Origin of the sequence: Persicobacter diffluens (assembly GCF_036244895.1) — a bacterium.
Taxonomy (GTDB): Bacteria; Bacteroidota; Bacteroidia; order Cytophagales; family Cyclobacteriaceae; genus Persicobacter; species Persicobacter diffluens.
Genome location: NZ_BQKE01000001.1, coordinates 2,460,799 through 2,474,942 on the forward strand (window position 1 = coordinate 2,460,799; position 14,144 = coordinate 2,474,942).

Here is a 14,144-nt window from a genome sequence, read left to right on the forward strand (position 1 = left end):
ACTATTTCAAATATTTTGGGGGAACTTGATATTGCTTTCTTAAAGAATCCAACTGCAGATGGAGTTGTTTCTGAATCTCCTGATATCCTGAGGCTCCGTAGACATTTTTCATTTCCGAAGGGTCCTCCTGCAAATCAAATAATTCAAAATTACCATCTCTATAAAAGTCAATGAGCTTATAGCGATCGGTTTTCACGCCATCATGAGCGCGTACACTGTGGAAACCGGGAAATTCATAAAAGTGATAATACAGGGCATTTCGCCATGGAATTTCCTCTCCTTTCATCAAAGGCAGAAAGGATTCTCCCTGCATATCGGCTGGAATTTCCATATCGAGCATCTCCAGAAAGGTAGGCGCAAAATCAATATTCTGCGTCAGTTTGGTTACTTTAGCTTTGGGTTGATCAAGGAAAGGGTCGCGGATCAGCAATGGCATCCGGAAAGATTCCTCATACATCCACCGTTTATCAAACCAGCCATGTTCTCCGAGGAAAAAGCCCTGATCTGAAGTGTAGACGATAATGGTATTGTCCAACAGGTCATGTTCCTGAAGGTAGTCATAGATTTCCCCCACGCTGTTGTCCACCGATTTCACGGTGGCGAGGTAATCTTGCAGATAGCGCTGTAGCTTCCACTCCGCTTTTTCTTTCTCTGTGCGAGCTGTGGTGTAATAATCGTTATTTCTATCGCGGTAAGCCTCGAGGAATTCCATTCTTTCCTTAGGCGTCATGCGGCCAAAGAATACCTGAGGCCAGCGGTCATAAAGGAGAGAATCGGAATTTACGCCCGTCACCATTTTCAGATCATGTCCTTCATAGGCGTCCCGGTAGATATTCATTTCCTGCGTGGCTGCGGCTTTTCGTCCCTGATAATCATCAAAGAAATTATCCGGCACCGGGAATTTCGTATTCTCAAAAAGCTTATAATACTGAGGTTCCGGCACCCAATTACGATGTGGGGCTTTGTGGTGCATCATCAGAAAAAAGGGTTTTTGAGGATCACGCTTCTGCAGCCACTCCTTAGTAAAGCGGGTGATTAAATTCGTGACATACCCTTTCTCCTGCTGAATAGTGTCTTTGGTAATGAAGTCAGGGTTGAAATATTCCCCCTGATCATTTAATATCTTATAATAGTCAAAACCCACCGGATCAGAGACTAAATGCCATTTCCCGATAACGGCGGTTTGGTACCCCTGCTGCTGTAGCAAATTGGGGATCGTTTGCTGATGGCCATCGAATTTAGTGCCATCGTTTTTCATCAGACCATTGATGTGGGAATGCTTACCCGTGAGGATATTGGCGCGACTAGGGCCACACAGCGAGTTAGCGCAATAATTTTGTTCGAAAAGGGTACCTTCTTCCGCCAGGCGATCAATATTTGGTGTGGGGGCTAATTTCCCGATGGGATGTTGGTAGGCACTGATGGCCTGAACGGCATGATCATCAGACATGATGAACAGAATATTGGGGCGTTGGGACTTTTTGGAGGGCCGGGAAGTCGGCGACTGGCAAGCCATCTGGGCCAGGATCAGTAGTGTACTAAGGAGAAAAGGTCGTAAACTCATTTTTCGATAGGATAAATTTTTGACTGAATATTCCGATAGATCCCAAGGCAATCATTTCCCCAAAATCCTCAAGATGCAAAACAACTTTTCCGGCTCCACAGTTAGCCCGAATTATACATCTTCACGATTAACCAACTCGCAAAAGGGCTCTTTACTAATGCATTACAGCTATTTTTTCGGTTAAATAATGGGCCAAATCCAGGGGAGCTTACCTTTTCGCATTTTTTTGCCCTCCCGGTAAAATCCTGAAGAATAAGGAGAAAGCAAGCCTGCCCAAATTTGGGCTATTAAATAAATCAAAGTAAATAAATTGTAATGGACTGAAATTAAGTTACTTGTGATCAGTTAATAAATATGGCGGTGAATAATTCGGCTTAGGCAGCAGACAAAAGGGTTCTTTTTCTTGTAGAAACTTGTAGGAAAAAGGTTGCCTGAAGCCTTAGGCCTCAGGCAACGATTATTTATTGAAAGCTGAAAGTAGCATATTGGCTTTGGTCATCAGAACTTTTGGAAATCCAAAGTTCAAATTCTCCTGCCTCCACTATTTTCTCTTTATCTAATCCAATGAAAGCGATCATTTCCTCATCAATGGTGAATTTCACCTGACGACGCTCCCCTTTTTTCAGGGCAATTTTTTCAAAAGCTTTCAATTCTTTTACCGGACGGGTAACGGAAGCCACCTTATCATGAATGTAAAGCTGGACAATTTCCTCTCCATCCATATCACCGGTGTTGGTAATATCAATGCTGGCTTCTATGCTTCCACCTTTGGAGAAAGCAGACTCACTCAATTGCAAATTGCTATACTCAAAATTGGTATAAGACAATCCATGGCCAAAGGCATATAATGGCGTATTGGCTACATCAATATAATTGGAACGATAATCCGCCGGAGCCTGATCATTGAAAGGACGACCGGTATTCTTTTGATTATAGAAAATTGGCACCTGCCCTACATTGCGAGGGAAAGTCATCACCAATTTTGCGGAAGGATTATAATCTCCGGAGATAATATCCGCCACAGCGTTTCCGGCCATCAGACCAGGATACCAGGCTTCCACAATCGCATCAACATTTTCGGCTTCCCAGGATAAATCCAATGGACGACCATTGAATAACACCAAAACAATCGGCTTTCCGGTTTTCTTCAACGCTTTCAATAAGGCACGCTGGTTACCAGGCAAAGTGATATCTGAGCGACTTGCCGCCTCTCCTGACCAGTGGTAGTTTTCCCCCATGGCTACCAATACCACATCACTTTTCTCTGCGGCTTCCACAGCAGCGGCAAAACCTTCTTCACTTGGCTCAGCTACGGCTACTTTTTGCGTCACCGGATCAATTAACGGAAGATCTGTCCCTTTGGCATAAGTGAATTTCACCTTTGATTTCTTGTATTTCGCATCCAAGCCTTCTTTTACCGTAACGGATTTACTACGATCACCCTTGATGGCCCACTCGCCGTTTAAGCTTTCACGCTCATTGATAAAAGGACCGATCAAAGCTACTTTTTTCGCTTCCTCTTTTTTCAAAGGCAAAACATTGTGGTCATTTTTCAACAACACCATGGACTCTTGCGCTGCCTCCAATGCCAAATCCACGAATTTATCATTCATCAACACCTCTTGCTCGCGCATGGCATCACAATAACGGTAAGGATCGTCGAACAAGCCTAGCAAAAATTTCATCTCCAAAATACGCGCTACGGCTACATCAATTTGGCCTTCAGAAATTTTACCTTCTTCCACCAAAGCTTTTAAGTGCGCCACAAAAGCCTCACTGATCATGTCCATATCAATACCTGCTTCCAAAGCCAACTGTGCACCATGCTTCAGGTCCTGAGCATAGCCGTGCGCAATCAACTCCAAAATGGCCGTATAATCCGTTACCACCAAGCCATTGAAATTCCAGGAATCACGCAAGATGTTTTTATATAAATACTTATTGGCCGTGGCCGGAACACCGTTCAGGTCATTGAAGGAAGTCATGAAAGAACCTACGCCTTCCTCAATAGCAGCCTGGAATGGAGGGAAATATGTTTCGTGCAATTGCTGTTCTGAGATATCGGTCGAGTTATAATCGCGACCGGCCTGAGCAGCTCCGTATCCGACAAAGTGTTTCGCCGTGGCAATCAGGGTATTATTCTGGCTCAGGTCACTCGGGTTTTCAATCCCCTGAAAACCTTTTACTCTGGCGCGCGCAACTTCTGTGCCCAGGAAAACATCCTCTCCGGCACCTTCCATTACCCGTCCCCAACGAGGGTCAAAAGACATATCAATCATCGGGGCGAAGTTCCAGGCCACACCAGAAGCTGTCGCCTCCTCGGCAGCAGCACGTGCTGTGCGCTCCATAAGATCCAGGTTCCAGGAACAAGCTTCCGCCAATGGAATAGGAAATGTGGTTTCCAATCCATGAATAACATCCGCAGCGAAAAGCATTGGAATCTTCAATCGGGAATACTTCATATTTTGCTCTTGCAACATGCGTACGTTCTCTGCTCCAAAAGCATTAAAAGTACTACCGATCATCCCTTTTTTCAGGTAAAGCCCGGACTGATTATCCGCTACTTCTCCGGTAGGAGCAAAGTTGGCAGAATACTGATTCATCTGCCCAATCTTTTCATCCAGAGTCATCATGGACAAAAGGGAATCCACTTTGAACTCTACCTGCTCATCCCCACTATAGCTTTTCCAACCGGGAATTTTATCAGTATCAGCAGCCTGAACAAAAGAGGCGCTCACCACTGCACCGATCAGAATAGCTGATTTTTTCCAATTTATAAATTTCATTAGACTCATCTTTTCGTTCCTATTTTTTTCAAATAATATTTTGGGGGACGTGCCCCCAAAAAACGATTAAATAGCAGGTTGTAATAAATTAGGGTTCAAGTCCTCCTGGCGCAAAGGCACAGGCAGATACTCGGACTCTCCTGCTACATAACCCGGCAAGACGCTAGCCGCCTGTCCGGTGCGTACCAAATCATTAAAACGATCTCCCCATTCTACTGACAGCTCAGCACGACGCTCTTCCAAAATTTGATCCACCGTAGGGCTGGCAATGGGCGCCAAACCAACACGCTCCCGCACTAAATTCAATGGCGTGGCCGCATCTCCTCCCAGTCGGGCTTTCACCTCTGCATTCATTAACAACACATCCGCATAGCGTAAAACGCGCACATTGTTATTCGTACCATAATCCGGACGTCCCTCGGTCATCTGATCTTTCGGCGTATAAGCCTTGCCATTATAGTGGGCTTTACCTTCCATATAATCCGGATCAAATTCCGCTATCTCATCCCCGGAAGGAGTAGTTGTCCCGGATTCTAAGACTGCCAGATTCCAGCGTTCCTCATCTCTCTCTCCATTATTGTGCTGGTTCAGGAAATCAAGGTATTCAGGTTGTAAAAGCATGAATCCCCAACCGGTAATAGGCACCGGGTTATTTCTGGGTCCCTGATGCTGAAACCATGCATCAGCATAAATCTGCGGACCATCACCGGCATCAAAATCCGAGAATTGGAACTCATAGATGGATTCCGAAGAAAGCTTACCGTGAATTTTAAATAAGTCGTAATAATCTTCCTGAGCCACTAAAGCATAAGTGCCACTATTGATGATTTCATCCGTCAGGCTTTTTACCAACTCGAAATCTCCCTCAATCAGTGCCAGTTTTGCTTTCAGTGTCATGGCCGTATATTTATTTACCGCACCCTGTAGTTCATTTTGTTCCGGCAAAACATCAATAGCATAGTCAAGCAACTCATGAAGGTGTGCGCGCACATTTTCAACCCTGGATTTATACAAATAGGCGTTGGTTACATTTTCCGGATCCACCAATGGAATTTCTCCCCATAACTGATGAAGGTAGAAATACGCCAAGGCACGATGAAACACGATCTCCCCACGATAAGATGCTGCACGTGCCACATCCGCCTCATCCGTTAAATTTTCCAAAAAGCGGTCCAATAGCTCTTCGTTGAAGTAAGTCGTGTTCACCACTTTGAAAAAAGCTTCCCAGGCAGCGTTCATCGCCCAGAAATTTTTAGCCGCTGCATAATTGAAGTTTTCAATATTGCTGTAATCCATCTGCTCTGCGGCAGAGCCTCCCCCCTTGGTTACTTCATCCCCGCGGACATTCAAAATAGGCCAAATTTCCCACTGCGTCATTCTGGTACGCGCTTCGGCATATACACCGGAAACCGGACCGTACATTTGACTAGGATCAGTGAAATCGATATCATCTGAAGGCACCACCCCTTCCGGATTGATATCCAACCAGTTGCTACAGGAACTTAAGGATACTACAGCCAAAAGCACTGCGATGAATTTATATCTGATATTCATTTTCGTTACTATTTAAGCGTTAGAAAGTAAGAGATGCCCCTAAGGAGAATACTGCTGGTATGGGGTAAGTTTGCTCATCAACCCCACCCGGTACTTCCGGTGTGAATCCGTTGGTATTGAACCAGGTGTACGGACGGTCTACATTCAAATACACTGAAGCGCCGGTCATCTTTAAATTCTCCATCACCGAGGATGGCAAATTATACGTCAGGCGAATATTCTGCAGGCGGAAGAAAGAGGCATCTTCCAGATAGAAGCTGTTCAATCGGCCGTTATTCCAGGTATTAAACATTCCCTCAGCAGAAGGATAGGCGTTGGTGCTTCCTTCTCCTGTCCAAAGATTGTTCGCTAAATTAGCATCAATGTTATTACCGGCATGTTTGTTAATATCCGCACGTTTTCTGTTCAGTATCGTGCCTCCGTGTGAGCCCATGAAGTTGGCTGACAGGCTGATATTTTTATAGGCTACATTGAAGTTAAAGCCATAGTAAAAGTCCGGATTTGGATCTCCCAAAATGGTACGATCACTTTCATCAATCACGCCATCTCCATTACGGTCTACATAGCGGAAGTCGCCAGGCTTTAGGTTGTTGGCCTGTGCAATCGGGCAGTCGTCAATCTCTTGTTGGTTCTGGTAAACACCCGCTACTTCCCAGCCATAGAAGCTGTATGCGGCCTCACCAGGCATCAACATTTGAGGGAACTCTTCTGTGCCGGCCTGAATATAAGGCGCCCCACCTAAACTCGTCACCATATTGTTAATCTTGGTAAAATTACCTCCAAGGCTGTAGGAGAAATCTCCAATCTGATCCGACCAATTCAGGGCCAATTCCAGACCGGTATTTTTCATATCTCCGGCATTTTGCAAAGTAGGTTCAAGACCATTGGACAATGGCGGCATTATGATCATGTCTAATGTCTGACGATTGAAATAATCGGCCTCAAAGTTCAAACGGTAATCAAATAATTTGGACTCGAAACCAATATTGAATTCACGGGTACGCTCCCAACTAAGGTGAGAGTAAGTCCCTTGCTGAATCATCCCGGGCATGATCAGGCTTCCGCCAAAAAGACCGGACTGTCCCAATCCTCCATTCAAAATAGCAGCAAAACCTGTATTGGCAGCCCCTTGCGCATTCCCCAAATCACCATAAGACGCTCTTAGTTTAAAATGATCCAGGGTGCTTTGGTTCCAGCTCTTGAAAAATTCTTCTTCAGACACTACCCAACCCAATCCCAGGGAAGGGAAAGTACCCCATTTTTCCTGGTATTTGGAACTGGCATCACGACGAATCATACCGGTCACCAAATAGCGATCATCATAGTTGTAAGATACTCGGGTAAACAAACCTAGCATTCTGTATCGGTCCCCACCATCAAAACCCGTTAAGGTAGATTCATCTCCGGTATGGATATAATTGGGATCCTGTACCCCCTGAGCAGTAAGGCTTAAAAAGCGGGTGTTTTCTTCAATAGTGGAAGAACCTACCATTACTTTCAAATTATGATTCCCGAATGCTTCTTCATAGGTAGCGAAATTATCCCAAACCATATTATAGGTCCAGTATTGGTTCTTCGTTAGGGAATTAATAGGCTGCACGGTATTTCCTATTTGGTAATCCGGCGTAAAATTACTTCCTCTGGAATTGATATAATCCATGCTCAAGCTGGAACGGAAAGTCAATTTATCCGTTTTGAAAGGACGGAATTCTGCGTAAAGGTTTGGTAATACTCTGAAATTTTGTGTTCTGTTATTGCTATGATAGTAGGCCACTCCCAATGGGTTGGTATAATAAGTATCAAATCCCAAATTGTGTGGATTGGCAAACTTCTTTGGATAAGCTTCCGAATCCGGTAAACTATAATCATAGGCCGGATACATCGGGCTACCAATATAGGCCTGGAAGAAGGCACGATCATCATCTGTCATACGATCCTCGGTGGTCATGGTCATGTTCAAACCAAAATTGAAGGCCTCTGATACGGTATGCGAAAAGTTGGTCTTCAATGAAAAACGCTCATAGTTCCCCTGACCTTCATTCATAATACCGCCCTGGCTAAAATACCCTAGACTCACATTATAGGTGGACTTTTCCGTTCCTCCCATGATGGAGATATTGTGGTTTTGAATCGGTGCTGATTTGATCAGCTCGTCATACCAGTCCGTGGAGATGGCAGGATTTCCATCCACACTTCCATATCTTTCCATGGCCGCATCTATGGGCTTAATCAAATCAGAATTATTGGAAGATCTGATAAAATCAGCATACTGCGCCGAGTTGGCCATCTCTAAACGTTGGGTCACTTTTTGCACTCCATAGTAACCGTCATAAGACACCCGCATCTTTTCATTCTTCGCACCGGTTTTGGTGGTAATGATCACTACCCCACCAGCAGCACGCATACCGTAGATCGCAGAAGCAGAAGCATCTTTTAGAATACTCATCGTTTCAATATCATTCGGGTTCAACCAGGCGATATCGAACAACTGCATACCGTCCACCACATAAAGTACATCACTTTGATTTAAGGAACCGATGCCTCGAATCTGCATTTGAGGAGACTCTCCCGGAGCACCGCTGGAAACAATATTTACCCCGGCTACTTTACCCTGAATAGCCTCAGTCGCTGAAGAAACCGACATGGAATTCAAGTCCTTATTGTCCACATTCGCAATTGGGGCCGTCAAATCCTTTGATTTGGAGGTACCGTAACCGATCACTACCACTTCCTCCAAATTCTCCACATCTTGCTGTAAGTCTACCTCAAAAAATGTTTGATTGCCGACCACAAACTCCTGTGGCTTCATTCCTATAAAAGAAAATACCAGGGTATTTTCCGCGGAGACCCCCGAAAGCGTAAAGGCGCCATCGAAGTCGGTCGAAACCCCATGCGTGGTCCCTTTGATAATCACACTCACGCCGGGAAGACCTTCTCCATCGTCTCCCTTGACGACACCTGATACCTCAAAAGCATCTTGCGCAAAAGCGGAGAAACTTCCAAGCATCATAAAAAACAAGAATAGTTTTTTGGTCATGATAAATTAAATGTAAATCGTTAAAATAATTTTCGAAGTCAGCGATAACTTAAGCGGGTAGCCTTTTTGATTTCCATGAAGTATGCTCAATCGAGCCGTCACAAAAAGACCTGGCATTGAAAAAAAAGGAGATGTAAATATTCCGATTAGTTCCCTGCCTCAAACAAAGATGTGCTAAAGCAGGCGGTAAATACGCAAATCGGCACATCATCAAAGGCACATCATTCGTTTTAAAAAGGATTACATTTGCTGATTTACAAGGAGTTACACTATTAAAAAAATCATACCTAAAACCCCTTATTTTTTTGGGTGATGTAATCTTAAGTCATCAACAAAAAAGCCTCAATTTTGAATTATTTTAGTTTGAGGTCGAATTTATTTCCATTAGTGAAAAATTCTCAAATGACTTTGGGTGATTTTAGTAATTTCTTAATTAATAAAGCTGAAGCTTAACTTTTCCTTCATTAGCGTGAAATACTGATGAATATTACACAAATTTGCATGCTTAAAACATGTACTATGCGGGGATTTTTTATTTCACTCTTTTTCATCTCTTCACTAGCTTACGCTCAGGAAGTTGCCGGTAAATCCACAGGTACCATTTCCCCTGATCTCATCGTTTTTGAAAAGCAGGATTATCATGCTGAAAACCAAAACTGGGATATTCATCAGTCGGAAGAAGGTAATCTGTATGTTGCCAACACCCTGGGATTATTAAAATATGACGGCGAAGAATGGGCACTGATGAAGCTACCGCATATTGCCCGGAGTGTCTATTGTTCAGGAGACACGATATTTGTCGGGGGGAATAAAACCCTGGGCTATTTTCTTGAACATGATCTTGCCTCAGGATTTCATTCATTAGCTAATATAAATGCCGATATCTGGAAGATTTATCCCTTTGAAGGCAAAACCATTTTCCAGTCTTTCGATCGTTTTTATTTTATTGATGAGGCCGGGCATATTGGTTATGAAAAGATTAATGCGGGAAACACTACCTACTCCTACCCGCACAATGGAAAAATCTATTATCATGTTGCTCCAAAGGGTATTTATACCACCAATCTGGCCCGCGACATTGTTCGCCTGCCGCTTGATCAACCCGCACAATTAAAGCCTTATCAGATCATCTACATCACCCCTTTAGAGGATGGCAGTCTGCTTTTAGGAAGTCTGAAAAATGGCTTATTCTTATTAAAGAATGGCCAACTTGGCCCACTTAACAGCGCGATGAATGACCTATTGAAAAATTATCAGCTCAATAAAGTGGTGCGCCTCGATCAAGAACAATGGGCTTTTGGAACCATGAATGGAGGGCTGATCATTGGCGACCTGGAAGGACATATCACCCAACATGTTCACACGGATAATGGCTTACCGAATAACCGGATCCATGCCCTGCATTTGAAAGATCAATTACTATGGATAGGCACGGATAATGGTATTGCCCTCATTGACATGGCCTCCCCTATTGCTTTTCTTTCCACTCCTAATGACCAACTCGGGAGTGTATACGATGCGCACATTTTTCAGTCAAAATGCTATATCGCGACCAACCAGGGTTTATTTGTCAGTCAAAAACAAGGGCAGCCCTATGCACAAAAGATTAGCAAAATTTCTGCCTCTGAGGGGCAGATTTGGGACATCTCGGAGCTGAAAAACCAAATTTTTGTAGGGCATAATGAAGGCACTTATCAACTTCAGGGCGAAAGGCTACAATTAATATCACCGGTAGCAGGCGGCTATCATATGATCCAAAGCAAACGACATCCTGATTTGGTATATCAGTCTTCTTATTATGGGCTATCGATTTATCAGTGGGAAAACAGCCAATTAAAATACCAAAAAACGCTCAATGAAATTTCGACGCAGACGCAAGACCTGATGGAACTCCCGAACGGGGATTTATTGGCTACTGACATTAATGACAAATGCTATCAAATAAAATTGCAGGAGGATGGCATGGGAATCGCGACCATTCAGTCTTTGAACGCGGCGCATATATTTGAACCCACCAATCGCATTCGCCTCTTTCCCTTTGAAGGCAAGGCGCTTATAGCCACCGATCACCAGACCATGATTTTTGAAGAGGAAAAATGGGTGCCGGCAGCACCTGCATTGCAGGGCATAAATTATCTTTCTCCGGCTATCGACTCCTATTATTTAGCGCGCAAGGGACAGGAATTGATGCTCTACGATGCCGCCAGCAAAAAGGAAGTCTTTCTCCCTCCGCATATTGCGCAAATGGGAAATAAGATGATTTACGGCTACGAACAAATCAAAGTATTTCCTAAGCGGATCTTTGCTATCGCGCAATCTGAGGGTCTCCTGTTCTTTGATCTTAATAAATTTGAAGCGCGTCCCAAGCCAAAAGGAAAAACCCACATCACCAAAATATCCTTTAATAACGACCGAAGTGGGAAACCCCTCAACGGCTTTGAGGCCAATAAAATTCCATACAAATTTAATTCTGTCACCTTCCATTACAGTGACTTAAACTTTCAGGGAAATTCTCACTATACTTATTATTTGTCGGGTTATCATGACCAATGGCAATCCGCCACCTCCAATCACAAGCTGAGCTTCCATAATCTCCCTACGGGGAAATATGTACTTCACTTGAAGTCTGATGCCCATCCGGAGGAAGTGAAGTACCAATTCTCAATCCAGCCTCCTTTTTATTTTTCTGCCACTGCCTTTGGCCTATACTTTTTGCTCATAATCGGGATCTTTTACCTGTTATTCCTTTGGTTCAATACTTTGTATAAAAAACAAAAGCTAAAAAATCTTCGAAAAGAGCGATTTAAACTAAACGAGATCCGGGTATATAATCACGAAAAATTGATGGAAGTGGAAGCCCGACAATTAAGGACTGAAATAGAAGATAAGACCAATGAGCTTTCCAAATTACTGATCCAAAATAATAAGAAAAAGGTAATCATTGAGGAGATTAAGGAGGAGCTTATTCACATCCGGGAGCAGAAACGATATGTACAGAAGCAGGATATAGAAAGTCTGAATAAAATCATCGAGCGCAATTTTGATGAAAAAAAAGACTGGCAAATTTTCGAATCCGCCTTCACCGAGACCCATGCGCATTTCTTCAATAAATTACAGAAAAAACACCAGGGACTCACCAATGAGGATCTCAGATTGTGTGCTTATCTGAAGGTGAACCTTACCTCTAAAGAAATTGCTCCTATTTTCAATATCACCGTTCGCAGCGTGGACCTAAAAAGGTACCGATTGAAAAAGAAAATGGCTTTACCAAAAGAAGTAAACCTTAAGGATTACATTCAGCAATTTTAAAAAAACGGAACGCATTAATTACCGCCAAAAGGCCACCTGGGAAACCGCATTCAGTTTAAAAACCCATTCTTTCTGCAGAATACCCTACATTCCTATTCTGTCCACTTCGAACCCAAAAGTTTCCGTATTGCTTAGGCCGGCTTATTCCTTCTTTATTCTCCTATAGCTGCATGGCGGAAAAAAGGAAGGAATAATTTCCTGTTGCGAGTTTTTCCCAACAAAACAGAGGTGTGAGGAGAAAGCAAACTCGCCCATATTTGGGTTATGATACATCAAAGAAAATAAACCACAACAGACTGAAAGAAAGCTCCTTATGATTGGCTAATGAGTTTAGTGGGATATAATTCGGATTAAAACCACTACCCTTCACTCCGCCTGCTGATCATTATTTCGTTACAGCACTCCATCATATTACCATCAGGCCATATTTAATACTTTTTTTATGTATATCTCAATAAATTCTAAAACACATAGTCGCATTTCATCCTGCCCAATGGATTAGAATTTATTAATTTTGTTGCGGCAAAAGAGAGCATTATGAATATTCAAAAGCGACTGTTTTTTTCTGAAGAGGCCATTATGCTGGTCATCCTTCTGAATGCAATTACCATTTTTTTACAAGGCTTCCACCTGGAGTCCAACTTGCTCCATCGCCTTAGTGACCTGGACAACATCCTCACGCTCTATTTTATTGCCGAAGCGGTGTATAAAGTAAAACTGTTGGGCAGCCGCCAGTATTTCCGTGATGGCTGGAATCGTTTCGACTTCCTCCTGATCCTGCTGGCCACCCCGTCCCTACTGTTTTGGTTCAGCCCCAACACCAATGCCGGCCTGGACTTCCTGCTCATCTTCCGGACAGCCAGAGCCCTGAAGTTTATCCGCTTTTTCCGGTTCATTCCCGGCATTCAGGTGCTGACCTCCGGTATCAAGCGGGCCTTAAAAGCCTCCGTGCTGGTGATCATGGCCTTCTTTATTTACAATTTTATTGTGGCAGTACTTTCTTGCTATATGTTTGCCGAACTTTCGCCCGAACACTTCGGCAACCCACTCAGCTCTCTCTACTCTGTCTTTAAGGTCTTCACCATTGAAGGCTGGTATGAAATTCCGGAAAGCATGATGGAAGCGGCAACCCCCTGGCAGGAGGTCGGCATCAAATCCTTCTTCGTCATCATTCTACTCACCGGTGGTATCTTTGGCCTTTCCCTGGTCAACTCCATTTTCGTGGACGCCATGGTGATGGACAACAATGACGAATTAGAAAAGAAAGTTGATGCCCTGAACCTAAAAGTAGACCAGCTTTTAGAGCAATTAAAAAAAGAAGAGGAGCTGGTTTAAGCCGAATATTAAACCTGGGTTCCTCCTCCTTTTGCAGGATAATTCATGCATAAGTACGCTTTTTGCTTCTTGGCGGGAAAAATGAAGGAATCGCTTTCCATTTCGAGCTTTTTCCAACGAAACAAAGGAAGGAGGAGAAAGAAACTTATTAGAACTGGGGCTGTTGCCAAATCGTAACCGCCCTATCCCGAAGGGATAAAATTAATTAGCGATGAGTGGAAACCCATTGCAAAATCAACCACACCAATCAAAAGCCTGAAAGGGTTTAATTCAGAGCAAAACACCAGATCAGCGTCCTATTTATTTCCCTTGCTCAACCCTTTCCGAGTAAAGGCTGGAAGCCAGATACCTATCGATGGGTGATCACCCATCCCTGTTATCTGTCACCCCCTTTGGGCTGGTTAGCGTGACGAAGGATTGTTCACCCAAAAGAGCTTCATCAACCGGGAACGTCTCCGCCTCTATCCCTTGGTAAGCCCTCCGGAATTACGAGGTATAGCCACAAAAAAAGCGCAAACCCGACAGTCTGCGCTTCCCATATTTTGAATATAAGCATATT

General features: G+C 43.7%; 6 protein-coding genes. 2 read left to right on the top strand and 4 right to left on the bottom strand.

Annotated elements, in window-relative coordinates:
• Position 1 precedes the first annotated feature (1 nt).
• The 4 genes from AAA970_RS09885 to AAA970_RS09900 form a co-directional block, all read right to left on the bottom strand.
• A complete protein-coding gene (locus AAA970_RS09885) occupies positions 2-1,564 on the bottom strand; it encodes a sulfatase family protein (protein ID WP_338236996.1) in 1,563 nt (520 codons plus the stop codon).
• Positions 1,565-2,025: 461 nt separating this feature from the next.
• On the bottom strand, positions 2,026-4,350 hold the full coding sequence (gene bglX / locus AAA970_RS09890) for a beta-glucosidase BglX (RefSeq protein WP_338236997.1): 2,325 nt from the start codon (positions 4,348-4,350) through the stop codon (positions 2,026-2,028).
• A gap of 66 nt (positions 4,351-4,416) precedes the next feature.
• Positions 4,417-5,904 carry a RagB/SusD family nutrient uptake outer membrane protein gene (locus tag AAA970_RS09895; protein WP_338236998.1) on the bottom strand — a complete coding sequence of 496 codons (1,488 nt, stop codon included), beginning with the start codon at positions 5,902-5,904 and terminating at the stop codon, positions 4,417-4,419.
• A gap of 19 nt (positions 5,905-5,923) precedes the next feature.
• Positions 5,924-8,941 carry a SusC/RagA family TonB-linked outer membrane protein gene (locus AAA970_RS09900; RefSeq protein ID WP_338236999.1) on the bottom strand — a complete coding sequence of 1,006 codons (3,018 nt, stop codon included), beginning with the start codon at positions 8,939-8,941 and terminating at the stop codon, positions 5,924-5,926.
• A 519-nt stretch (positions 8,942-9,460) separates the two neighbouring features.
• Between AAA970_RS09900 and AAA970_RS09905 the strand changes: the two genes are divergently transcribed.
• Both AAA970_RS09905 and AAA970_RS09910 read left to right on the top strand, forming a co-directional pair.
• Positions 9,461-12,250 carry a triple tyrosine motif-containing protein gene (locus tag AAA970_RS09905; protein WP_338237000.1) on the top strand — a complete coding sequence of 930 codons (2,790 nt, stop codon included), beginning with the start codon at positions 9,461-9,463 and terminating at the stop codon, positions 12,248-12,250.
• Between the two features lie 537 nt (positions 12,251-12,787).
• Positions 12,788-13,585, top strand: a complete 798-nt coding sequence (locus tag AAA970_RS09910; RefSeq protein WP_338237001.1) for an ion transporter — start codon at positions 12,788-12,790, stop codon at positions 13,583-13,585.
• Positions 13,586-14,144 lie beyond the last annotated feature (559 nt).

Coding starts and splice junctions, on each gene's coding strand:
- AAA970_RS09885 (WP_338236996.1), bottom strand. CDS start 1,564: ATGAGTTTACGACCTTTTCTCCTTAGTACACTACTGATCCTGGCCCAG.
- AAA970_RS09905 (WP_338237000.1), top strand. CDS start 9,461: ATGCGGGGATTTTTTATTTCACTCTTTTTCATCTCTTCACTAGCTTAC.
- bglX (WP_338236997.1), bottom strand. CDS start 4,350: ATGAAATTTATAAATTGGAAAAAATCAGCTATTCTGATCGGTGCAGTG.
- AAA970_RS09900 (WP_338236999.1), bottom strand. CDS start 8,941: ATGACCAAAAAACTATTCTTGTTTTTTATGATGCTTGGAAGTTTCTCC.
- AAA970_RS09910 (WP_338237001.1), top strand. CDS start 12,788: ATGAATATTCAAAAGCGACTGTTTTTTTCTGAAGAGGCCATTATGCTG.
- AAA970_RS09895 (WP_338236998.1), bottom strand. CDS start 5,904: ATGAATATCAGATATAAATTCATCGCAGTGCTTTTGGCTGTAGTATCC.